The 21,347-nt window shown below is 71.7% G+C and carries 22 protein-coding genes and 1 pseudogene; 9 read left to right on the top strand and 14 right to left on the bottom strand.

Going from position 1 to position 21,347, the window contains the following annotated elements; genetic code table 11:
* Positions 1-5: 5 nt before the first annotated feature.
* Positions 6-1,117, bottom strand: a pseudogene (locus FIV44_RS21185) (ABC transporter ATP-binding protein).
* A 236-nt stretch (positions 1,118-1,353) separates the two neighbouring features.
* Here FIV44_RS21185 and FIV44_RS21180 point away from each other — a divergent pair.
* The 6 genes from FIV44_RS21180 (at position 1,354) to FIV44_RS21155 (ending at position 8,222) form a co-directional block, all read left to right on the top strand.
* A complete protein-coding gene (locus FIV44_RS21180) occupies positions 1,354-2,691 on the top strand; it encodes an ABC transporter substrate-binding protein (protein WP_141006176.1) in 1,338 nt (445 codons plus the stop codon).
* Positions 2,692-2,694: 3 nt separating this feature from the next.
* Positions 2,695-3,702 (top strand): carbohydrate ABC transporter permease, encoded by a 1,008-nt coding sequence (locus FIV44_RS21175; protein ID WP_141006175.1) that lies wholly within the window; start codon positions 2,695-2,697, stop codon positions 3,700-3,702.
* Complete coding sequence (locus tag FIV44_RS21170) at positions 3,699-4,523, top strand: carbohydrate ABC transporter permease (RefSeq protein ID WP_141006174.1); 825 nt, start codon at positions 3,699-3,701, stop codon at positions 4,521-4,523. The genes FIV44_RS21175 and FIV44_RS21170 overlap by 4 nt, the downstream gene beginning before the upstream one ends.
* The gene (locus tag FIV44_RS21165) at positions 4,520-6,025 is read left to right on the top strand and encodes a GH1 family beta-glucosidase (protein WP_141006173.1); all 1,506 of its coding nucleotides are present in this window, start codon (positions 4,520-4,522) and stop codon (positions 6,023-6,025) included. Before FIV44_RS21170 ends, FIV44_RS21165 begins: the two co-directional genes overlap by 4 nt.
* A gap of 10 nt (positions 6,026-6,035) precedes the next feature.
* A complete protein-coding gene (locus FIV44_RS21160; RefSeq protein WP_246086530.1) occupies positions 6,036-7,070 on the top strand; it encodes a LacI family DNA-binding transcriptional regulator in 1,035 nt (344 codons plus the stop codon).
* A 123-nt stretch (positions 7,071-7,193) separates the two neighbouring features.
* On the top strand, positions 7,194-8,222 hold the full coding sequence (locus FIV44_RS21155; protein WP_141006172.1) for a hypothetical protein: 1,029 nt from the start codon (positions 7,194-7,196) through the stop codon (positions 8,220-8,222).
* 73 nt (positions 8,223-8,295) lie between these two features.
* Here FIV44_RS21155 and FIV44_RS21150 read toward each other — a convergent pair whose 3' ends face one another.
* The 8 genes from FIV44_RS21150 to FIV44_RS21115 all read right to left on the bottom strand — a co-directional run bounded on the left by FIV44_RS21150 (position 8,296) and on the right by FIV44_RS21115 (position 14,532).
* The gene (locus FIV44_RS21150; protein WP_246086529.1) at positions 8,296-9,078 is read right to left on the bottom strand and encodes an enoyl-CoA hydratase-related protein; all 783 of its coding nucleotides are present in this window, start codon (positions 9,076-9,078) and stop codon (positions 8,296-8,298) included.
* A 20-nt stretch (positions 9,079-9,098) separates the two neighbouring features.
* Positions 9,099-9,833: a hypothetical protein gene (locus tag FIV44_RS21145; RefSeq protein WP_141006170.1), complete on the bottom strand. Its 735-nt coding sequence runs from the start codon at positions 9,831-9,833 to the stop codon at positions 9,099-9,101.
* Complete coding sequence (locus FIV44_RS21140) at positions 9,830-10,231, bottom strand: VanZ family protein (protein ID WP_141006169.1); 402 nt, start codon at positions 10,229-10,231, stop codon at positions 9,830-9,832. The genes FIV44_RS21145 and FIV44_RS21140 overlap by 4 nt, the downstream gene beginning before the upstream one ends.
* Entirely contained in the window at positions 10,228-10,815 is a 588-nt protein-coding gene (locus FIV44_RS21135) for a rhomboid family intramembrane serine protease (protein ID WP_141006168.1), read from the bottom strand. Before FIV44_RS21135 ends, FIV44_RS21140 begins: the two co-directional genes overlap by 4 nt.
* Before the next feature lie 125 nt (positions 10,816-10,940).
* Positions 10,941-11,408 carry a class III extradiol ring-cleavage dioxygenase family protein gene (locus FIV44_RS21130; protein ID WP_246086528.1) on the bottom strand — a complete coding sequence of 156 codons (468 nt, stop codon included), beginning with the start codon at positions 11,406-11,408 and terminating at the stop codon, positions 10,941-10,943.
* Positions 11,405-12,262, bottom strand: coding sequence for a dihydropteroate synthase (gene folP / locus FIV44_RS21125; protein WP_219996114.1), 858 nt, complete (start codon positions 12,260-12,262; stop codon positions 11,405-11,407). The genes FIV44_RS21130 and folP overlap by 4 nt, the downstream gene beginning before the upstream one ends.
* Positions 12,262-13,158, bottom strand: a complete 897-nt coding sequence (locus FIV44_RS21120) for a glucosyl-3-phosphoglycerate synthase (protein ID WP_141006166.1) — start codon at positions 13,156-13,158, stop codon at positions 12,262-12,264. Before FIV44_RS21120 ends, folP begins: the two co-directional genes overlap by 1 nt.
* Positions 13,159-13,641: 483 nt before the next feature.
* Positions 13,642-14,532, bottom strand: coding sequence for an N-acetylmuramoyl-L-alanine amidase family protein (locus FIV44_RS21115; RefSeq protein ID WP_219996113.1), 891 nt, complete (start codon positions 14,530-14,532; stop codon positions 13,642-13,644).
* Between the two features lie 67 nt (positions 14,533-14,599).
* Here FIV44_RS21115 and FIV44_RS21110 point away from each other — a divergent pair, with 67 nt between their 5' ends.
* The gene (locus FIV44_RS21110) at positions 14,600-15,184 is read left to right on the top strand and encodes a TIGR00645 family protein (protein WP_219996112.1); all 585 of its coding nucleotides are present in this window, start codon (positions 14,600-14,602) and stop codon (positions 15,182-15,184) included.
* Between the two features lie 274 nt (positions 15,185-15,458).
* On the opposite strand, the gene FIV44_RS21105 is transcribed toward FIV44_RS21110, so the two are convergent.
* Together FIV44_RS21105 and galE are read right to left on the bottom strand one after the other, a co-directional pair.
* Positions 15,459-15,662, bottom strand: a complete 204-nt coding sequence (locus FIV44_RS21105) for a hypothetical protein (protein WP_141006165.1) — start codon at positions 15,660-15,662, stop codon at positions 15,459-15,461.
* A 77-nt stretch (positions 15,663-15,739) separates the two neighbouring features.
* Complete coding sequence (galE, locus tag FIV44_RS21100; protein ID WP_141006164.1) at positions 15,740-16,744, bottom strand: UDP-glucose 4-epimerase GalE; 1,005 nt, start codon at positions 16,742-16,744, stop codon at positions 15,740-15,742.
* A gap of 175 nt (positions 16,745-16,919) precedes the next feature.
* Here galE and FIV44_RS21095 point away from each other — a divergent pair, with 175 nt between their 5' ends.
* A complete protein-coding gene (locus FIV44_RS21095; RefSeq protein ID WP_141006163.1) occupies positions 16,920-18,383 on the top strand; it encodes a sugar transferase in 1,464 nt (487 codons plus the stop codon).
* Between the two features lie 58 nt (positions 18,384-18,441).
* The gene (manA, locus tag FIV44_RS21090; RefSeq protein WP_181410741.1) at positions 18,442-19,620 is read left to right on the top strand and encodes a mannose-6-phosphate isomerase, class I; all 1,179 of its coding nucleotides are present in this window, start codon (positions 18,442-18,444) and stop codon (positions 19,618-19,620) included.
* A 45-nt stretch (positions 19,621-19,665) separates the two neighbouring features.
* On the opposite strand, the gene FIV44_RS21085 is transcribed toward manA, so the two are convergent.
* The 3 genes from FIV44_RS21085 to FIV44_RS21075 all read right to left on the bottom strand — a co-directional run bounded on the left by FIV44_RS21085 (position 19,666) and on the right by FIV44_RS21075 (position 21,147).
* A complete protein-coding gene (locus FIV44_RS21085; protein ID WP_141006161.1) occupies positions 19,666-19,965 on the bottom strand; it encodes a DUF2516 family protein in 300 nt (99 codons plus the stop codon).
* A gap of 88 nt (positions 19,966-20,053) precedes the next feature.
* Positions 20,054-20,686 (bottom strand): hypothetical protein, encoded by a 633-nt coding sequence (locus FIV44_RS30755; protein WP_181410740.1) that lies wholly within the window; start codon positions 20,684-20,686, stop codon positions 20,054-20,056.
* Positions 20,687-20,694: 8 nt separating this feature from the next.
* Positions 20,695-21,147 (bottom strand): helix-turn-helix domain-containing protein, encoded by a 453-nt coding sequence (locus FIV44_RS21075; protein WP_141006160.1) that lies wholly within the window; start codon positions 21,145-21,147, stop codon positions 20,695-20,697.
* Positions 21,148-21,347 lie beyond the last annotated feature (200 nt).

The raw sequence follows: 21,347 nt of genomic DNA, 5'->3' as shown, positions 1-21,347 counted from the left end.
CAACGTCAGCCGGCCAGCCTGCGCCCGCTCTCGGCGTCGAACACATGCACCCGCTCGGGTACGACGGCCAGGCGCACCTGCTGTCCCGGGGTGAGCCCGGCGCGGCCGTCGACGCGGGCCACGACCTGCGGGACGAGCTCGCCGGCGGGGCGGTCGGCGACGTCGGGGGCCGCGGCGGGGGTGGCGTAGAGGTAGGCGTCGGCGCCCAGCTCCTCGACGACCTGGACGGTGACCGGGTAGCCGCTCTCGCCGGCGCCGGCGACCCGCCAGTCCTCGGGCCGGATGCCGAGGATGACGCTCCCGGAGGGGGCCGAGGCCGCGGGGCGGGGCAGCGCGAAGGCATGCCCGTCCACCACGGCCGCGCCGCCGCCGTCGAGGACCCCGAGAGCAGGTTCATCGAGGGTGAGCCGATGAAGCCGGCGACGAAGGCGTTGGCGGGCCGGTCGTAGAGGGCGAGCGGGGTGTCGACCTGCTGGAGGACGCCGTCCTTCATCACCGCGACCCGGTCGCCCATCGTCATCGCCTCGACCTGGTCGTGGGTGACGTAGACGGTGGTGGTGCCGAGCCGGCGCTGGAGCGCGGCGATCTGGGTGCGGGTGGAGACGCGCAGCTTGGCGTCGAGGTTGGAGAGCGGCTCGTCCATGCAGAAGACCTGCGGCTGGCGCACGATGGCGCGCCCCATCGCGACGCGCTGGCGCTGGCCGCCGGAGAGGGCGCGGGGCTTGCGGTCGAGTACGTCGACGAGGTCGAGCATCCGGGCCGCCTCCTGGACGCGGGCACGACGCTCCGCCTTCGCGACCCCGGCGATCTTGAGGGCGAACGCCATGTTGTCGGCGACGCTCAGGTGCGGGTAGAGGGCGTAGTTCTGGAAGACCATCGCGATGTCGCGGTCCTTGGGGGCGACGTCGGTGATGTCGACGTCGCCGATCCTGATGCTGCCGGTGGTGACCTCCTCGAGGCCGGCGAGCATGCGCAGCGAGGTGGACTTGCCGCAGCCGGAGGGGCCGACGAGCACCATGAACTCACCGTCCTCGACGGTCAGCGACAGCTCGTCGACCGCCGCCCGGCCCGCTCCCGGGTAGACGTGCGACGCCTTCACGAACTCGACCTGGGCCATGGCCCGCCCTTCTCCGACTTCCGGTGACGCCGCTCACAGTAGGCGGTCTCTGCGGCCGCGTCTAGTGGAATCGCTCTCACCATGTCCACTGGCGTCAGATCCGCACTTTCCAGCGGTCGTTGACGAACCGATGTGACCTATGTCATGGTGCAGGCGTCGCCAGAAGTGGAAGCGCTTTCACACCCTTCCGGCGCCGCACCCGAACGCCGTACTCGCCAGGCAGGAGTGTCACCACCGTGCGCAACACCTTCTCCGGACCGCCGCACCGGTCCGCCTCGCCGGTCCGCCGGTCCCGTCTCACCAAGGCCCTCGCCACCGCGGCGACCGCCACCCTCGTGCTCGGTGCCACTGCGGCCTGCGGCGGCAACAGCGACCCCACGAAGAGCGCCGAGCAGAAGAAGCTGGGCGGCAGCGACAAGCTCACCCTCACCACGTTCGGCGAGTTCGGCTACGACTCGCTGATCGAGGAGTGGAACGCCGCCCATCCCGACATCCAGGTCGAGCAGACCAAGGTCTCCAAGTGGGACGACTGGAAGAACGAGCTCAACACCAACCTCCAGGCCGGCTCGGGCCTGCCCGACGTCGTCGCGCTCGAGGGCGACTTCATGCCCGCCGTCGTCGCCAACCCGGACGCCTGGGTCGATCTCTCCTCGCCCGACCTCGACGGCCGCTGGCTGGAGTTCAAGTCCGACGCGGCCACCACCTCCGACGGGCGGCTGTTCGGCTACGCCACGGACGCCGGCCCGGAGGCGATCTGCTATCGCGCCGACCTGTTCGCCCGGGCCGGACTGCCCACCGACCGCGCCGAGGTCGCCGCCCTGATCGGCACCTGGGACGACTACTTCGCCACCGGCAAGCAGTTCAAGGCCGAGGTCGCCGACGCCGCGTGGTACGACGCCTCCGGCTCGATCGCCCAGGCGATGCTGAACCAGGTGGAGTTCCCCTTCGAGAAGGCCGACAACACCGTCGCGGTGGACAACGACGAGCTGCGCGCCATCTACGACACCGTCGCCGCCCATGTCGACCTCGGCACCAAGGCCCCGCAGTGGAGCGACGACTGGACCGCGGCGTTCTCCAAGGACGGCATCGCCACCGTCCCGTGCCCGGGCTGGATGCGCGCCAACATCAGGTCGAACACCGGTGAGCCGGCTCCCGACGGCGTGATCTGGGACATCGCCGACGTCTTCCCGGGCGGCGGCGGCAACTGGGGCGGCTCCTACCTGTCGGTGCCGAAGTCCTCGGCCCACCAGGCCGAGGCCAAGGAGTTCGCCGCCTGGATCACCGCGCCCGAGCAGCAGCTGAAGGTGTTCGCCGAGACCGGCAACTTCCCCTCGCAGGTCGCCGCCCTCGAGGACCCGGAGCTGCTGGCCGCCACGGACGCCTACTTCAACGACGCTCCCGCCGGCGAGATCTTCTCCAACCGGGCGGCCGCGATCACCGTGCAGCCCCACCACGGGCCGCTCTACTCCGACATCCTGGGCAAGTTCCAGGACGCCATCAACCGCGTCGACCAGGGCAAGGACCCCGACGACTCCTGGAAGACGTTCCTCTCCGACGTCGACGCCCTGCAGTAGTCGATGAGCACCGCCCAGGACCTGCCCGCCGGGGACGCCGTCACCACGGCGCCCCCGGCGGGCGGGCCACCCGACCGTGACCGCGCGCGACTGCTACGCCGGCAGCGCCGGTCGCGGTGGGACCTCAAGCTGAGCCCGTACCTCTACATCTCGCCCTTCTTCATCCTCTTCGCGATCGTCGGGCTCTACCCGCTGCTCTACACGGGCTACCTGTCGTTCTTCCAGTGGAACCGCAACCAGTACTCCCGCGGCGAGTTCATCGGCCTCGACAACTTCACCTTCGTCCTCACCGACCCGGTGTTCCAGAAATCGCTGGTCAACACCTTCTCGATCTTCCTGCTCAGCTCGGTGCCGCAGATCGTGATCGCGGTGGCGGTCGCCGCGCTGCTCGACACCCGGCTGCGCGGGCGCACCTTCTGGCGGATGAGCGTGCTGCTGCCGTTCGTGGTCGCCCCGGCCGCCGCCGTCCTCATCTTCGGCAGCTTCTTCGCCGACCAGTCCGGCCTCATCAACCAGGTCCTCACCCATCTCGGCCTCGACCCGATCCGCTGGCACGTCGACCGGTTCTGGAGCCACTTCGCCATCGCCGGCATGGTCAACTGGCGGTGGACGGGCTACAACGCGCTCATCGTGCTGGCCGCGATGCAGGCCGTGCCGCGCGACCTCTACGAGGCCGCCGCGCTCGACGGCGCCGGCCGGATCCGCCAGTTCTTCGCGGTCACCCTGCCGATGATCCGGCCCACGATCGTCTTCGTCGTCATCACCAGCACCATCGGCGGGCTGCAGATCTTCACCGAGCCCCGTCTCTTCGACAACACGCCCAACCGCGAGGGCGGGCCCGACCACCAGTACATGACCTCGACGCTCTACATCTACGTCAAGGGGATCGAGGACCAGTTCTACGGACGGGCCTCCGCGGCGGCGTTCCTGCTCTTCCTCATCATCATCGCGATCGTGCTGCTCAACTTCGGCCTGACCCGGCTGGCGACCCGGAAGGCGGGCCGCGCATGAACCGGCGTCCCGGCTTCCTCGTCTACGGCCTGCTCACCGCCTTCGTGGTCGGCTCGGCGCTGCCGCTCTACTGGTCGTTCGCGCTGGGCTCGCACACCAAGCAGGAGGCGGGCAGCTATCCGCCGCCGCTGCTGCCGGGCGGGCACTTCCTCGAGAACGCGCGCCGGGTGCTGGACACCATCGAGTTCTGGCAGGCGCTGCTCAACAGCCTGCTCGTCTCGACGTTCTGCGCCGTCTCGGTGGTGTTCTTCTCCACCCTCGCCGGCTACGCCTTCGCCAAGCTCCGCTTCCGCGGCCGGGGCGGCCTGATGGCGTTCGTCGTGATGACCATGGCGGTGCCCACGCAGCTCGCGCTGGTGCCGCTGTTCATCCTGATGCGCGAGTACCGGCTGCTCGACACGCTCGCCGCCGTCGCGCTGCCCACCCTGGTCACCGCCTTCGGCGTGTTCTTCATGCGGCAGTACCTCGTCGACGCCGTCCCCGACGAGCTGCTCGAGTCGGCCCGGATGGACGGCTGCAGCATGATCCGCACCTTCTGGACCGTCGCGGTGCCCGCCGCCCGGCCCGCGATGGCGATCCTGTTCCTGTTCACCTTCATGCAGGTCTGGACCGACTACATGTGGCCCCTCGTCGCGCTGCAGCGGACCCAGACGCTGCAGATCGCGCTCGACCGCCTGGCGCTGACCGGTCAGGGCCAGACCACCGACTACGCGCTCGTGCTCGCCGGCACCGGGATGGCCACCATCCCGCTGCTGATCCTGTTCGTCCTCGCCGGCCGCCAGCTGGTCACCGGCATCATGCAAGGAGCGGTCAAGGGATGACCTCCAATCCGTCCAGTGCCGTCCGGCTTCCCGAGGGATTCCTGTGGGGAGCGGCCACGGCGTCGTACCAGATCGAGGGCGCGGTCGCCGAGGACGGCCGTACGCCGTCGGTGTGGGACACCTTCGCGACGGTGCCCGGCGCGATCCTCGACGGCGACACCGGCGTCGAGGCCTGCGACCACTACCACCGCATGCCGCAGGACGTCGCGCTGATGGCCGAGCTCGGGCTCGACTGCTACCGCTTCTCGATCGCCTGGCCGCGGGTCCGCCCCGACGGCGGCGCGCCGAACCCCGCGGGCCTGGACTTCTACTCCCGGCTCGTCGACGAGCTGCTCGGGCGCGGCATCCTGCCGTGGGTCACGCTCTACCACTGGGATCTCCCCCAGGCGCTCGAGGACGCCGGCGGCTGGCTGAGCCGCGACACCGCCGAGCGGTTCCGCGACTACGCCCTCACCGTGTACGACGCCCTCGGGGACCGGGTGCGGCACTGGACCACCCTCAACGAGCCGTGGTGCTCGGCCTTCCTCGGCTACACCGGCGGGCAGCACGCACCCGGCCGGCAGGAGGGCGTCGCCGGGGTCGTCGCCGCCCACCACCTGATGCTCGGGCACGGCCTGGTCGTCGACGAGCTGCGGCGCACCGGCTCGCCCGACGACGTCCTCGGCATCACCCTCAACCTCACGGTCGCCGAGCCGTTCGACCCGGCCGAGCCCGCCGACGTCGACGCCGCGGAGCGGGTCGACCTGCTCTGGAACCGGATGTTCCTCGACCCGATCCTGCGCGGCTCCCACGCCCCCGAGCTCGCCGCGCGCACCGAGGGGATGACCTGGCAGGGCCGGGCCTGGCAGGAGTTCGTCCACGACGGCGACCTGGCCCTGATCGGCGCGCCACTGGACGTGCTCGGCGTGAACTACTACCACGGCGATGGCGCCTCGGGACGTACTCACCCGGCCGCCGACCTGCTCGGCTCGCGGATCAGCCACCCGACCCGGCCGACGCTGTCGCCCTTCCCCGGCGGGCAGGACATCGTGTTCCCGCGGCGGGGGCTGCCGGTGACCGGGCTGGACTGGGAGGTGCAGCCGGAGGGGCTGACCCGGCTGCTGCGGCGCCTGCACGAGGACTACGCCGCACCGGCGCTGTACATCACCGAGAACGGTGCGGCCTACGAGGACGTCGTCGCGCCCGACGGCTCCGTGCACGACCCGGAGCGGCTCGCCTACATCGAGCAGCACCTGCTGGCGATCGCCGACGCGATCGACGCCGGGGTGGACGTGCGCGGCTACTTCGCCTGGTCGTTCCTCGACAACTTCGAGTGGGCCTACGGCTACGCGCAGCGGTTCGGGATCGTCCACGTCGACTACGCGACCCAGCGGCGCACGCCCAAGTCGAGCGCGCTCTGGTACGCCGACGTCGCGCGCACCGGCCGGGTTCCGGTCCGGCCGGCGTCACCGGCCTCGCCGACCTCGCCGACCTCGCCGTCGGCCGCCGAGGCGGTCGGATAGCGTGCCGACCGTGAGCCAGCCGCCCGAGGACCAGCGTCCCGGGCAGGCGCCGACCCTCGACGAGGTCGCCCGCATGGCGGGGGTCTCCCGGGCGACGGCGTCGCGGGCGATCAACGGCGGCAACCGGGTCTCGCGCCCGGCCCGGGAGGCCGTCGAGGCGGCGGTGCGGGCGCTGGGCTACACGCCGAACCCGGCGGCCCGCAGCCTGGTGACCCGGCGGACCGACTCGGTCGCGCTCGTCGTACCCGAGCCGGACGAGCGGGTCTTCTCCGATCCCTTCTTCGTGCACACGCTGCGCAGCGTCAACCGCGTCCTCGCGCCGCGCGACCTGCAGCTGGTGCTGCTGCTGGCCCGGCCCGACGACGAGGAGCGGCTGCTGCGCTACCTGCGCAAGCGGCACGTCGACGGCGCCATCGTCGTCTCCCACCACCGCAGCGACCGGCTCGCCGACCACCTGGCCGACCTGGAGCTGCCGTGCGCGTTCGTCGGCCGGCCGTGGACCGGCGACGACCGGGTCGCGTACGTCGACACCGACAACGAGGCCGGCAGCCGGATCGCGACCGAGCTGCTGGTGTCGCGCGGCTGCCGCACGATCGGGCACGTGGCCGGACCGGCGGACATGACGGCGGCGGTCGACCGTCGTACCGGATGGCACGGCGCGATCGCGGCCGCGGGCCTGCGGGACGACCTGAGCGCCGACGGCGACTTCACCGAGGCCGGCGGCGAGGAGGCGGCCGCCGCCCTCCTGGAGCGCTGCCCGGAGCTGGACGGCCTCGTCGTCGCCTCCGACCTGATGGCCGTCGGCGCGCTCCGCGCCCTGGAGGCCGCCGGGCGCCGGGTGCCGCGCGACGTCGCCGTCGTCGGGTACGACGACCTCGGGATGGCCGAGCGGACCACCCCCGCGCTGACCACGATCCGGCAGCCGATCGGCGACATGGCCGAGCAGGCCACCCGGCTGCTGCTGGAGCAGATCGACGACCGCCGCCCCTCGGTCGCGATCCGCGTCGTGTTCCCGCCCCGCCTGGTGACCCGCGACAGCGCCTGATCCATGGCCCGCGCCCCATGCGGATTCGTCGGGGACCGGTCCTTTCTGCGACGAATTCGCACGGGGGTGGGAGGCCTGTGGAGAGCGGCGGCAGGTCGGCGCGAATCGGTCGATGCTGCAGCGATGGACTTCCACATCACCCGTCCCGGGATCGTCGTACCGGTCTGCGTGGACCCGGCCGGTCTGACCGGCCCGACGCCGGGTCAGGCTCGCGGACGGCGCTGGCGTACGACGTCCACCAACCGCTTCGTGCCCGCCCACGTCACCGACGAGTCCGTCGACCAGCGCATCGTCGAAGCCCTGGCCGGTGCTCCCGACGGCTCGGCCGTGACCGGGTGGGCGGCGTTCTGCTGGCAGCGGGCCCGCTGGTTCGAGGGTCTCACGGCGTCCGGCGAGCGGCGTCCCGTCCCCGTCGCGCTCGGCGACCAGAGCACGATCCGCCGACGGCAAGGGGTCGAGCTGCGCCACGGCTGGCTCCTCGACGGCGACGTGATCCACGTCGACGGCCTGCCGCTGACCCGCCCCGAGCGGGCGACGTACGACGCGGTCCTGCGCAGCCGCAACCTTGAGGAGGCAGCGCAGATCGTCGCCATGGCATGCGCCTGCGACCTGGTGAGCCTGCACGAGCTGGCCACCTATCGCGCGCGCATCCGGGGCCGGCAGCACACTCGCCGGCTGGCGGACGCCATCGAGCTGGCCGACGAGAACCTGTGGTCGCCGATGGAGGCGACGATGCTCTTCAGCTGGCTCGAGACCGGCTGCCGGCGCCCGCTCTGCAACGTCCCCATCTTCGACCGCGCGGGACGCCACCTGCTCACTCCCGACCTGCTCGACCCGGTGGCCGGGGTCGTTGGCCAGTACGACGGCCGGGTACACGATCTCACCACGGTCCGCCGGCGTGACCTCGCGAAAGAGGAGCGCTGCCGCGAACTCGGTCTGGAAGTGGTGACGATGCTCTCCACCGATTTGAGGGATCGCCGTGCATTCGAGCGGCGGCTTGCCGCGGCGTACGTCCGCGCGGGCCGCCGCTCCCTCGGCGACTTCTGGACCATCGACCAGCCTGCCTGGTGGGTCGACACATCCACGGTGGCACGCCGCCGTGCGCTCGATGACGAGGACCGTCAGCGCTGGCTGCGTCGAGGGGCAGCCTGATCCCGCGCCCCATGCGAATTTGTCGGATTCTCGGTGAATTCCCGACAAATTCGCACGGGGCGCGGCAACACAGTCAGCCGCGGAAGGCCGGCTTCTCCTTGGCCAGGAACGCCCGCACGCCCTCGGCGAAGTCGGGGCCGCCGTAGACCTCGCGCAGCAGCGCCTCCTCGCCCTCGATCGAGGCCTCGGCCGCGCGGGCGCGGGTCAGCAGCTGGTGCTTCGTGGTCTCGATGGTGACCCGCGAGGCCTGCGCGATCCCGGCGGCGAGGTCGGTGACCTCGGCGTCGAGCGCCGCCGCGTCCGGTACGACGGCGGCGAGCGCGCCGACGGCGTACCCGCGCTCGGCGGAGACCAGCCGGGACGCCAGCAGCATCTCGCGGGTCAGGGACTCCCCGAAGATCGACTGGCAGCGGTACAGGACCGTGCCGGACAGGGCGTTGCCGAGGGTGCGGGCGATCGGGTAGCCGAACCGTGAGGCCGCCGTCGCCACGCGCAGGTCGCAGTGGGTGGCGACCGCGAGGCCGCCGCCGACGCAGACGCCGTCGATGGCGGCGATGGTCACCTGCGGCAGCGCCCAGAGCCGGTCGAACATCTCCCGGATCCAGTTCTCGTAGTCGACCGCGTCGGCCTCGAGGAAGTCGCTGATCTCGTTGCCGGCGGCGAACGCCTTGCCGCCCGCGCCGCGCAGCACGACGACCCGGACCGTGCGGTCCTCGGCGGTCCGCTCCCACAGCGCACGGAGGGCGCCGTACATCTCCTTGGTGAAGGCGTTGCGGCGCTCGGGGCGGTTGAAGGTCACCTCGAGCACGCCCGGGCCGAGGCGGTCGCGGTCGATGAGCAGGTCGTCGTCGGTCACGGCACCCGAGGGTACGGGGGTCATGCCACGTAGATCAGCGCGACCCCGGCGAGGCCGATCAGCCAGCTGGTGAGGCTGCCGACGACGAAGGCCGCCGTGACGTCGCCCGGGCCGTCCTTCGTCCGCGCCTGCAGCTCGGGGAGGCGGAGCAGGCCCTTGGCGACGACGAGGATCGCGGCGGCCGTGACCTCGCCGAGGTGGCCGAGGCCGACGATCAGGATCCGCTCGACCGGACCGAGGATGCGCTCGCCCTTGAGGGCCGTCTCGGCCGCGGAGAGGCCGGCCGCGTCGAGGATCAGGTGCACGAGCCGGTTGCCGGTGGCGAGCTGGAGCAGCACCGCGCCGGCGGACACGGTGACGTCGGCGGGCGGCCAGGTGACGAGCACCGTGTCGGCCAACCAGCCCGGCCAGGTCGCCCAGGGCACGAGGACGCCGACGCCGAGGAGGCTGAGGACCGCCCCGCCGCCGAGTCCGGCGAAGGCGACGGCCCGCCAGCGGGCAGCGGCCCGGCCGTCGGCGGACAGCGCGGCGGAGGAGCCGATCACCCAGGCGGCGAGCGCGGCGAGGAGCCCGATCCCGACGGCGACCGCGCCGGCGGGCGCGTCCTGGACCCAGCACAGGAACCCGGCGACGAGCACTCCGCCGATCGCGATCAGCAGCGCCTGCCGGAGCGGGGTGATCCGGTCGCGGTCGATCCGCAGCAGGTCGCAGAGCCCGACCACCACGAGGAAGCCGCCCAGCAGCATCAGGCTCATCGCGGTCCTCCGGCACTCGCGCGATCGACGGCGTCCCAACGCAGCAGGACGTCACGCACCGGCAGCAGCACGGACGCCGTGCCCAGGGCCACGCCGGCTGTGTTGGCGAGGGCGTCGCGCCAGTCCATCATCCGGTCGGTCGTGAGCGTGCCCTGGGCGACCTCCAGCCCGATCCCGAGCAGCACCGTCGCCGCCGCGGCGAGCGCCAGCGCCCGCCCGGGCCGGAAGATCTGCACGGCGACGAGCGCCAGTCCGGCGTACGTCAGCAGGTGCTGCCACTTGTCGCCCTGGGGTACGTCGGGGGTGGGCGGCGGTGGGGCCAGCGACAGCACGACGACGGCGAGGAGCAGCGCGAGCCAGACACCGAGCCACAGCCCGGGATGCCGGAAGGACTTCACCCGACCCTCGCCCCTCGCCGCTCGCTGACGACGACGGCCGCCACCACGCCCGCGACCGCGCCGAACAGGTGCCCCTGCCAGGAGATCCCGGGCTGGCCGGGGAGCACGCCCCACAGCACGCCGCCGTACACGAGGAGCACGGCCACGCCCACCAGGATCTCGACCGGCTTGCGGTCCACGAACCCCTGCACGACCAGGTAGGTCAGCCAGCCGAAGATCAGCCCGGACGCCCCGAGGTGCACCGAGTCGCTCCCGGCGACCAGCCACACGGCGAACCCGCCGAGCAGCCACACGATCGCGGTCGCCACCAGCCCGCGGCCGATCCCGGTCACCAGGGTCAGGAACCCCAGCACCAGCGCCGGCACGGTGTTGGCGCTGAGGTGCCCCCACCCGCCGTGCAGCAGCGGCGCGGCGAGGATCCCGAGCAGACCCTCGCCCGACCGCGGCCGGATGCCCCAGCCGTCGAGCCGGTGCGACGCCACCACGTCGACGACCTCGATCGCCCAGAGGAGTACGACGAAGGCGACCGCGCCGATCGCGGCCACCTGCCAGCTCGGGCGGGTCCGCAGGTCTGTGAGAGCCATGGGGACAGTGTGGCGGGTCGCAGGTCGGATCGCGCCGGCATCTCGTACCGGGGGTTGCCTCGCCCGCCTCGTGCAGCGCGTGCCGACCACCTTCGCGCTCGCAACCGCCTGCTCCTGAGCACGACTCAGCACCAGAGCGCGACCCAGTACTGCACACCGAACGGCGCGTCGTCGTACCCCACCTCGGCGTCGGCCAGCGGCGGCAGCCCATCGAGCCGGGCGGTGTCGGCCCAGAGCTCGGCGGCGAGGACCGGGTCGATGTCGGCGAAGGAGCGGCGGAGGGCGGCGTCGAACTCCTCGGCGCGCGGGTCGAGGTGGCCGGGGGCCTTCTCGGTGCGCCTGGCGGAGCCGTTGCCGACGACGAGGACGCCGGTCTCGCCGGCGTCGACGACGCTCCCGCCGGCCGCCTCGACCAGCGCTGCGGCGACCCGCGATCCCGACGGGCCGGAGGCGCGCACCCGGACCCGCGGCCCGAGGGCTGCGACGGCCTCCCGGCACGCGGCGCGCAGGGCGGCGACCGGGTCCTCGATCGAGGAGTACGACGGCAGCAGGGCCGGGACGCCCGGCACGAGAGCGATCGGGCGGCCGCTCACTGCAGCCCCCGGATCGCGCGCAGCGGCGGCCGGCGGCCGGCGATCGACCACACCATGTCGACGGTCTGCCGGGTCTCGACGACCTGGTGCACGCGGTAGATCCGGGCCCCGGCGAGGGCGCACACGGAGGTCGCGGCGAGGGTGCCGAGCAGCCGCTCGCCGACGTCGAGGCCGAGGGTCTCGCCGACGAAGTCCTTGTTGGACAGCGACACCAGCACCGGCCAGCCGGTCGCCACCATCTCCCCCAGCCGCCGGGTGATCTCGAGCGAGTGGAAGGTGTTCTTGCCGAAGTCGTGGGCGGGATCGATCACGATCGACTCGCGCGCGACGCCGGCGTCCAGGGCGCGCGCGGCGTAGGCGACGGTGTCGGCGATCGCGGCGGCGACCACGTCGTCGTACTCGATGCGGTAGGGGCGGGTCCGGGGCGTCACGCCGCCGGTGTGGGTGCAGACGATCGCGGCGTCGTACTCCGCGGCGACGTCGACCAGCTCGGGGTCCGCGCCGCCCCACGCGTCGTTGAGGACGTCGGCGCCGGCCGCGCACACCGCGGCGGCGACCTCCGCGCGCCAGGTGTCGACCGAGATCACGACGTCGGGGAAGGCGGCGCGCACCCCCGCCACGAAGTCCACGACCCGCGCCTTCTCCTCCGCCGGCGAGATCTCGACGCCCGGCGCGGCCTTGATGCCGCCGATGTCGACGATCTCGGCGCCCTGCGCCACCACCTCGGCGACCCGCGCGAACGCGGCGTCCTCGGCCCAGGTCGCGCCCTTGTCGAAGAACGAGTCCGGCGTCCGGTTGACGATCGCCATCATCAGCGCCTCGTCGTCACCGAACGCGTGCCGCCCCAGCTTCATCACAGGTACGCCTCCGCCGCCGGCCGCTCGAGGGTGGGTACGACGCGCTCCACCGGCTCGAGCCCGCGCAGGTACTGTCGCAGCACCGCCTCCCCCACGGCATCGGCCCCCTCGACCCCGACCCGCGCGAGCGCCGCCGCGAGGATCTGGGTCGCCATGCCGCCGAGGTCGCGCAGGGCCTGGTGCCGGTGGGCGCGCACGCCGAGGTCGACCTGGGCGATCGCGGACGGACCCGCCGCCCGCACCGTGTCGACGAGCGCGGCCAGCTCGACGGCGTACCCGGTCGGGACCGACAGCCCGGCGAACCACGACCGCCGCACCGCCCACTCCCCCGCCAGCGGCTGCACCAGGTCCCCCAGAGCAGGGAACAGCAGCGCGATCAGCGGGCGCGCGACGAGCTCGGTGACCCGGCCGCCCTCGAGCGGCCCGTCGGCGCCGGGGCGGTCGTAGAAGCCCTTGACCAGCTGGACCTCCGGGTCGTGCAGCAGCGGGCCGAGCAGGCCGGGCACGAAGTGGGTGTCCCAGTCGTGCAGGTCGGCGTCCATGAACACGAGCAGGTCGCCGGAGGTCACGAACAGCGACTTCCACATCGCCTCGCCCTTGCCGGGGTGGGTGCCGAGGTCGGGCCGGATCTCGGCGGAGCGGTGCACGCGCGCGCCGGCCGACGCCGCGACGGCGTACGTGTCGTCGACCGAGTCGCTGTCGATCACCACGACCTCGTCGACGAGGGACACGGTCTCCATCAGCGCCTCGCGGACCCGGGAGACGACCGCGCCGACGGTCGCGGCCTCGTTGCGAGCGGGTACGACGAGGCTGACTCGCTGCCCGGTCGCCGCCTTGCGACCCAGCAGCCCCTGGAGGGCCCAGTCGTCCCAGTGGCCGGCCCGGATCCCCATGGCGGTCAACCTACCCCCCGCTTTCACCCCCGCGATCCGCTCCCCAACCGCGCCGCGCGGTGTTACCGTCGAAGGGTCTCGGGAATTGTGGGTGCTCCCTCCCTCCTGGAGTTCGACATGTCGTTCCGCCGGTTCCGACGCAAGGTGCGATGCGTGCTCAAGCACGGCCCCCGTGGGTGTCCGCACATCGAACGCCACACCCGCCGGCCGAAGCGACCATCGGCGAAGCAGCCATCCGACCCGTCCCGGATGCCCGCGCCACCGCTGGCGTCGCCGCCCCTGGGCAGGCACGCCCGGAACTGAGGGCCGCGCGGCCCGGGCTCAGCTTGGATTCACCGATTCGCCGCGTCGCGAGCGTCACCAGGCGGGTGTGATGGCAAGGCAGCGGCGCGACGGCGGTCTGGTTGCACCATCGAGCGTCGCTAACGCCGCCAGCGCGCCCGGATGGTGGCGCGCAGCAGCGGGAAATCGGTGAATCCAAGCTCAGCCGGTGAGGAACGCCCGGATCGCCGCGGTGAGCGCCCGGGCGTAGCGCTTGCGCCCGGCCTCGCTCTCCATCACGGCGGCGTCGCCGGCGTCGCGCATGTTGCCGAGCTCGGCCATCACCACGGGGACGTCGGAGTGGTTGAGGGTGCCGAGGTCGGTCCGGACGTCGATCCCGTCGTCCCCGAGGTACGTCGACGGCGCGAAGCCCGCGTCGACCAGCGCGTCGCGCAGCGCGACCGCGAGCCGCTCGGAGGGCTCGACGACGTCGTCGGTCCAGCCGGCCAGCTCGCCGGGCCGGATCACGTGGAACCCGTGCGCCGTGGACGACGTGTTGCCGTCCCCGTGGATGCTCACCCGGACGTCGGCGGTCGGCCCCGGCTCGTCGGGGTTGCCGATCCGGCCGCGCTCGTCGATGCACGGGCCCCACGCGTCGGCGCTGTTGTCGTCGCGGGTCAGCACGACCTTCGCGCCGAGCCGCCGCAGCTGCTTGCGGGCCTGGACCGCGACCTCCCACGTGAAGGTGGCCTCCGGGTAGCCGTCGTCGCTCGACGTACCGGTGGTGTTGCACTCCTTGTCGAAGCCGCCGGCGTCCACCCGCCGGTTGATCTGCGAGCGGAAGCGCGCGTTGCCGAGCTGGTGCCCCGGGTCCAGGACGACGACGCGACCCGCGAGCGGCCGCGGACGCGCCGTGGCGCTCGGCGTGGCGGTCGGCGTGGCGCTCGGCTCGGCGGTGGAGGTGCTCGGGGCGGCGCCGCCCGGTGTCTCCGACGTCCTCTCCGCCGGCCCGCCGGCACCGTTCGTCCCGCCGTCGCCGCACCCGCCCAGGACCAGCCCCGCGGCCAGGCCCGACGCCAGCAGCGCGGTCACGACGGCGGGAAGGCGAGGCACCGGCCCACCCTACGGGGAGGCCGGGACGAGGAGCACGGCCGCTCGGCGGGCCTTGTAGCATCGCCGCGTGTCATCGACCAGGCAGGCCGAGAGTTCCTCGCTGAGCAGCCCCGCCAACCGTGCCCTGACCGGTCTCGTGGGATCCACCATCTTCTTCAGCCGGTGGCTGCAGGCGCCGCTCTACCTCGGGCTGATCGTGGCCCAGGGCGTCTACGTCGTGAAATTCTGGCGTGAGCTGATCCACCTGCTCAAGGACTTCATGCACCTCGACGAGACCGAGATCATGCTGATCGTCCTCGGCCTGGTCGACGTCGTGATGATCGCCAACCTGCTGATCATGGTGATCATCGGCGGCTACGAGACGTTCGTGTCCCGGATCAACATGCGCGGGCACCCGGACGAGCCGGAGTGGCTGTCCCACGTCAATCCCAACGTGCTCAAGGTGAAGCTGGCGATGTCGATCATCGGCATCTCCTCGATCCACCTGCTCAAGACCTTCATCGAGGCGCAGAGCATCCTCGGGCACGACAACGGCGAGCAGGTGCTGCTGTGGCAGACGGTGATCCACCTGGCGTTCATCGCGTCCGCGATCGGCCTGGCCTACATCGACCGGCTGATGCCGGCCGCCCCGCACGCGCCGAGCGACCACTGACATCACCACACCCCAGGTGTCGACGCGAACCAGCTGAATGCTGACGATCTCGATCCCATCCTGCTCGGCCACGACGTACCAGACAGTGACGCCGTCCGCGGGCAAGTGCAGCCGGTAGGCGCCGGCCAGTGGCTCATCGGCAGGAAAGGGCTCCGCGAACGACGGCACCGGCTCGTCGAGCAACGAGAAGATCGCGCGCTGCACCGTCCAACGCAGAGCCTGAGGAAGTGCCTCGATCTCGGCCCACGCCGATCCGGGGAATCGGACGAGCCGATCAGTCACGGATGCCCCACGCCTCCGCGAGCTCGGTCCGCGTGAACACTCCTTCGGTCTCGTCAGCCCGTGGCCCCGGATCGGCCCTCATCCGAGCGATCGCGAGCCGATCGCCCTCCCGCTGGCGAAGGCGTCGCAACTCGGCCTGCAGCGCTTCCAGATCGGCGCGCGGGATGCTCACCATGTCGGGGGCGTCAGCGCTCACCCGACCAGAATACGCGGTCCCAGGCCCTCGTTCCTCGATCACGCTGTCGCCTCGGTGGAGACCCCCGGGTCGCGGCGCTACGCGTAGCCGAGGACCGACCGCCGCTTCTCCCCCCACGCGAGCGCGGACGCGATCGCGTCGTTGAGGGACAGCTCGGTGCGCCAGCCCAGCAGCTCGGCGGCCTTGTCGGCGTTGGCGTAGGCGCCGGCGGCGTCGCCGGGCCGGGCGGGCGCCTCGACGACCGGCACCGGCCTGCCGACGGCCCGCTCGACGGCGGCGAGCAGCTCGCGGACGGTGACGCCGGAGCCGGCGCCGAGGTTGATGTAGGTGTACGGCGCGCCGACCTTCGCCAGCACGCCGTCGAACTCCTCGACGGCACGCACGTGCGCACGGGCCAGGTCCCACACGTGGATGTAGTCGCGGATGCCCGTGCCGTCGCGGGTCGGGTGGTCGGTGCCGGTGAGCGTGAAGCTCTCGCGGTACCCCAGCGCCGTCTGCGCCATCAGCGGCACCACATGGGTGGCGTCGCGCAGGTGGTAGCCGGTGGTCAGGTCCGGGTCGGCGCCGATCGGGTTGAAGTAGCGCAGGATGATCGCCCGCAGGTCGCTCGCCTCGGCGAGGTCCTCGAGGACCTGCTCCATCATCCGCTTGGTCCGGGCGTACGGCGAGGTCGGGTCGACCGGGTCGTCCTCGGTGACCTCGAAGTCCGGCGTGAGGGCGTACAGCGAGGCCGTCGAGGAGAACAGGATCCGCGGCTTGCCGAGCGCGGTGAGCTCGTCGAACATCTCCAGCGACTTGGCGACGTTGTCGCGGTAGTACTCGTACGGCCTCTCCACCGACTCCGGTACGACGATCCGCGCGGCCATGTGCACGGTGGCGTCGAGGTCGGGGTGCTCGGCGACGATCCGCCGCAGCAGGGAGCGGTCGGCCACGTCGCCCTCGTAGAAGACCCGGTCGCCGACGTACGCCCGCGGCCCGCTCAGCAGCGAGTCCAGCACGACCGGCGTGTGGCCGGCCTGCTCGAGCGCCGTGGCCGTGATCGATCCGAGATAGCCGGCGCCGCCGGTGACGAGAACCTTCATGCCCCGACCCTACTGAGCCTCACCGGAGAGGCTTTACCAGGACTTTTCCGGATTGGTCGCCATGGCGGGCGGAAACTGCCTAAGGTCTGTGTGGTGCTGCTGTGGCCGACCGGCCGCTCCTTGTGGGAGGGGTAGGGAGCACCCCGTCACACAACTGGGTTGGGAAACCTGATAGATGACCGTCACCGATCGCACTCGGCGAGCCGTCGGTACTCCACCACGCGCCCGGCACACCCTCGCGGTGTTCACCTGGTGCGTGTTCGCCCTCGACGTCGCGATCATCGCCTTGGTCGGCACGCTCGCCCTGCTCGGGCGTGAGCGGCTGTCGATCTTCACCCGGCACTCCAGCGTCCACGAGCAGCTCGGCGTGGTCGGCCCGCTCAGCATCGCCGCGTGGCTCCTGGTCACCGCCTTGATGGGCGGCTATCGCCGCGATCTTCTCGGCTCCGGTGCCGAGGAGTTCAAGCGCGTCTTCCAGGCCTGCATCGTCACGGCCGGCCTCGTCGGCGTCGGCTGCTACCTCGCCAAGTACCAACTGGCCCGAGGCTTCTTCGTCCTCGCCTTCACACTCGGACCGATCCTGCTGCTCGCGGGCCGCTGGTACGCGCGCCGGCTGCTGCACGCCCTGCGCCAGCGCGGTCGACTCCAGGTCCGCGTGCTCGTCGCGGGATCACCTGAGGGCGTCGACGAGATGACCGCTGCCCTCCGTCGCGAGAGCTGGCTCGGCTACTCCGTCATCGGCAGCGTGCTGCCCTCCGACCGGGACGTCGCCGAGGAGACCCGCGGCGGCATACCCGTCCTGGGGACGATCGACCACCTCACCTCCGTCGCCGACGAGCAGCGTGCCGATCTGGTGGTGTTCGCCTCTGGCAGCATCCCCGATCCCACCCACATGAAGGAGTCGATCTGGGCGCTGGAGGACCAGAACGTGGATGTCGCTCTCGCGCCGCACCTCGACGACATCTCCCACGAGCGGATCAGGATCCGTCCGGTCGGCGGGGTGCCCCTGATCCAGGTCGACTCGCCGACCTGGGCGGACGCGGGAACCCTCGGGAAACGATCCTTCGACGTCATCGGAGCCCTGCTGCTCCTCGTGCTGCTCGTCCCCATCCTCCTCGTCGCCACCGCGGCGATCTGGCTCCATGATCGGGGTCCGATCCTGTTCCGGCACGGCCGCGTCGGTCGCAACGGCGAGCCCTTCGAGTGCCTCAAGCTCCGCACCATGCGGGTGGACGCCGAGCGCATGATCGGGCGACTGCAGGAGCAGACCGGTCGAAACGCCCTCCTGTTCAAGATGAAGGACGATCCGCGCGTCACCCGGCCCGGCCGCTGGCTGCGACGCTTCTCGATCGACGAGCTCCCCCAGCTCGTCAACGTCCTCCGCGGCGAGATGAGCCTGGTGGGCCCCCGCCCGCAGGTCGATCGGGAGGTGGCCCTCTACGACGGCCCGATGTCTCGGCGCCTCCTGGTCCGTCCGGGAATGACCGGACTGTGGCAGGTGTCGGGACGCAACAATCTCGACGCCGGGGAGGCCATGCGCCTGGATCTCTACTACGTCGACAACTGGTCCATGCTCCAAGACCTCAACATCCTGGTGCGTACGCTGCGCGCGGTGGTCTCCTCGGACGGTGCGTACTGACCCCGGGCCGAGTTGGGCACTAGTGTGTCTGAGCCCTGTCTTCCCAGGAGGTGTCTCCTTGCTCCCGCTCGAGTGCCCCACCCAGTCCTACGACTGGGGCTCCACGGACGCCATCCCGGGCTTCCAGCGACGCGGCGGCGACGGCAGGCCCGTGGCCGAGGTGTGGCTCGGCACGCACCCGCTCGGCACCGCCCGGTACGTCGACGGCTCGGCCGAGCCGCGCCCGCTGACCGAGGTCGCGGGGCACCTCGACTTCATGCTCAAGGTCCTCGCCGCGGAGCGTCCGCTGTCGATCCAGGTGCACCCCAACGCGACCCGCGCCCGGGCGGGGTACGCCGCCGAGGAGGCCGCGGGCGTCCCCATGGACGCGCCCCACCGGGTGTTCAAGGACCCGTACCCGAAGCCGGAGATGGTCTACGCGCTCTCCACCTTCGACAGCCTCGTCGGCTTCCGCCCGACGGCGGAGATCCTCCGGGTGCTGATGCCGCTGCAGCACCCCACGACCACGGCGCTGGTCAAGCAGCTGCGCAGCAATCCCGGCTTCGCCGGCATCGTGCGGCTCGTCGAGGGCCTGCTGGCCGATCCGCCGGGGCCGGAGGAGGTCGGCGAGATCGTCGAGGGGTGCCGGCGCGCGCTCGCCGAGGGCATCGACATCAAGCGCGCCTACGCCACCGCCGTGGAGATCGAGAAGCACCACCCGGGCGACGTGGGGGTGGTGATCTCACTGCTGCTCAACCGGCTGACCCTGCAGCCCGGCGAGGCGGCGTACCTCGGCGCGGGCATCATCCACGCCCATCTCAGCGGCATGTGCCTGGAGGTGATGGTGTCCTCCGACAACGTCCTGCGGGCCGGGCTCACGTCCAAGCACGTCGACCCCGTCGGGCTCGTGCTCTGCCTGGAGGAGGGGATGTCCCGGGTCGCGCGGGTGACGCCCCAGCTCCACGGCACGTCGACCGACGTCTTCAGCCCCACCCGCGAGTTCGCGCTGTCGGTCACGCAGAGCTCGCAGGCCGACCCGGCGGGCGCCGTGCTGCCCGCCACCGGCCCGCGGCTGCTGGTGTGCACCGGCGGCGAGGTCGCCCTGTTCAACGAGCGCGACGAGATGCTCCACCTGCGCCGCGGCGACGCGGCGTACGCCGACGCGGGCGACGGCGAGCTGCGGATCATCGGCACCGGCGAGGTCGCCCAGGCCTACGCGCCCGAGGGTGCGGCCGGCCGCCTCGACGACCTGATCTGACCCCGGGCACCGGCAGCCGGGGATAAGTCAGGGGTCAGCCGGGAGTCAGCGGCGGCGCAGGCCCGCGAGCGCCGGCCGGACGTCGGCCAGGTAGACCAGCGCCGCGACGGTCATCGCGAGGTTGATGATCGACAGGTTGATCGGCACCAGCTGGAGCAGCACGCCCACACCGAGGATCGCGGTCCAGGTCGGCTTGGTGAGCTTGTCGGCGGCGACGTACGCCTGGCCGGAGTAGAGCAGGGAGCTGACGAACGCGAAGATCTTGATCACGAGCAGGGCGAAGGCGATGCCGACGTTGATCCACAACTCGACATCGCTGATCGCACCCACGAAGCCACCGCTCATGTGCCGATCGTAGTTGGAAGGCGGTCGGCCGCCAGACGCAGTTCGGCCCCGGGACGGACGCCCCGGGGCCGAACGGAGGAGAAGCGCGTCAGCTGGTGGCCGCGGTCTTCTTGGCCGGGGCCTTCTTCGCGGTGGCCTTCTTGGCCGGAGCCTTCTTGGCGGGCGCCTTCTTGGCCGGGGCCTTCTTCGCGGCGGGCGCCTTCGTGGCGGGCGCCTTCTTCGCGGCCGGCGCCGGCGGGGTCTCACCGGTGCGGAGCTTCACGACGACGCCCTCGCCGCGCTTGGCGAGGTCGGCGTACAGCGCGGTGGCGGTGGCGACGTTCTCGTCGTACGCGCCCTTGACCGAGGTCTGCACCTTGGCGGGCAGCGCCTTGGCGTCGGCCTGGAGGCCGGCGATCCGGGCCTCGGCCTGGGTGCGGCGCTCGGCGAAGGTGGCGACGGCCTTGCCCTGCAGGCTCTTCGGCTCGGGGAGCTCGAAGCCCTTGACACTGCTCTGGACGTCGGCGACGCGGGCGGTGACGTCCTTCTGCACGTCGGCGACGCGGGCGGTCACCTTGGCCTGCACGTCGGCCACGTAGGTCCGCACCTTCTCGACGGCGAGGTCGGTCGCACCGACACCGGCGTAGATCGGCTTCGCGGCGGCCGCGGGGATCTCGGGGAGGTCGACCTTCTTGAGGTCGATGGTCGGGATCTCGATCTTGGGAAGCTCGAGCTTCGGCATTGTCAGGTTCACCCTTCGTTGGCGACGGGGTTGGATTCCGTCTCGGTGTTGGTTGGCGCGTCCTCCTGCGCCGCTTCTGCGACCTCCGTGGAGCCGTCCGATTCGGCCGCGTTCAGCGCGAGGAACGATGCGTAGACATCGAGGAGCGACTGCTTCTGCCGCTCGGTGAGGCCGGTATCGCTCACGATGGCGAGCTCGACCGATCCCCCCACGCCGTCATCAGGGCTGAGGATCCCGGCCCTGATGTAGAGCTGCTCCGCAGAGATCCGGAGGGCCTTGGCGATCTGCTGCAACACCTCGGCCGACGGCTTGCGGAGCCCACGCTCGATCTGGCTGAGGTAGGGGTTCGAGACGCCCGCCTGGTCGGCGAGCTGCCGCAGGGACAGACGGGCGGACACCCGCTGCTCCTTGAGGTAGTCACCGAGTGACCCGACGGTCTTCACGACCTTGCCCTTAGCCATGGACACCATGGTGCTAGCAATAGTTAGCAGAGGGCAAGCACCCCGGAGCGTGAACTCGTTCACAAGGTCACCTGCTGCCAGGCGTCCGCTTCCACTGTTCAAATCGGATCAACTCACTCGACTCTGTACGATCGCCCGTGTGCCACCCCGCCCCTGCCCCAGCACTGCCCGACGCAGCGGGAGCTCGACGACCTCGAGCT

The organism is Nocardioides humi (genome assembly GCF_006494775.1).
In the GTDB taxonomy this organism is placed as follows: Bacteria; Actinomycetota; Actinomycetes; order Propionibacteriales; family Nocardioidaceae; genus Nocardioides; species Nocardioides humi.
The sequence above is the reverse complement of the archived record's forward strand: the minus strand, read 5'-3'. Positions and strand labels throughout refer to the sequence as shown.

Excerpts from the sequence above, each read along its gene's own strand:
- FIV44_RS21145 (WP_141006170.1), bottom strand. The coding sequence starts at position 9,833 with ATGAGCCTGATGCTGCTGGGCGGCTTCCTCGTGGTGGTCGGGCTCTGC.
- FIV44_RS21095 (WP_141006163.1), top strand. The coding sequence starts at position 16,920 with ATGACCGTCACCGATCGCACTCGGCGAGCCGTCGGTACTCCACCACGC.
- FIV44_RS21155 (WP_141006172.1), top strand. The coding sequence starts at position 7,194 with ATGGACTTCCACATCACCCGTCCCGGGATCGTCGTACCGGTCTGCGTG.
- galE (WP_141006164.1), bottom strand. The coding sequence starts at position 16,744 with ATGAAGGTTCTCGTCACCGGCGGCGCCGGCTATCTCGGATCGATCACG.
- folP (WP_219996114.1), bottom strand. The coding sequence starts at position 12,262 with ATGAAGCTGGGGCGGCACGCGTTCGGTGACGACGAGGCGCTGATGATG.
- FIV44_RS21165 (WP_141006173.1), top strand. The coding sequence starts at position 4,520 with ATGACCTCCAATCCGTCCAGTGCCGTCCGGCTTCCCGAGGGATTCCTG.
- FIV44_RS30755 (WP_181410740.1), bottom strand. The coding sequence starts at position 20,686 with ATGCCGAAGCTCGAGCTTCCCAAGATCGAGATCCCGACCATCGACCTC.
- FIV44_RS21170 (WP_141006174.1), top strand. The coding sequence starts at position 3,699 with ATGAACCGGCGTCCCGGCTTCCTCGTCTACGGCCTGCTCACCGCCTTC.
- FIV44_RS21085 (WP_141006161.1), bottom strand. The coding sequence starts at position 19,965 with ATGAGCGGTGGCTTCGTGGGTGCGATCAGCGATGTCGAGTTGTGGATC.
- FIV44_RS21135 (WP_141006168.1), bottom strand. The coding sequence starts at position 10,815 with ATGGCTCTCACAGACCTGCGGACCCGCCCGAGCTGGCAGGTGGCCGCG.
- FIV44_RS21075 (WP_141006160.1), bottom strand. The coding sequence starts at position 21,147 with ATGGCTAAGGGCAAGGTCGTGAAGACCGTCGGGTCACTCGGTGACTAC.
- FIV44_RS21120 (WP_141006166.1), bottom strand. The coding sequence starts at position 13,158 with ATGGGGATCCGGGCCGGCCACTGGGACGACTGGGCCCTCCAGGGGCTG.
- FIV44_RS21175 (WP_141006175.1), top strand. The coding sequence starts at position 2,695 with ATGAGCACCGCCCAGGACCTGCCCGCCGGGGACGCCGTCACCACGGCG.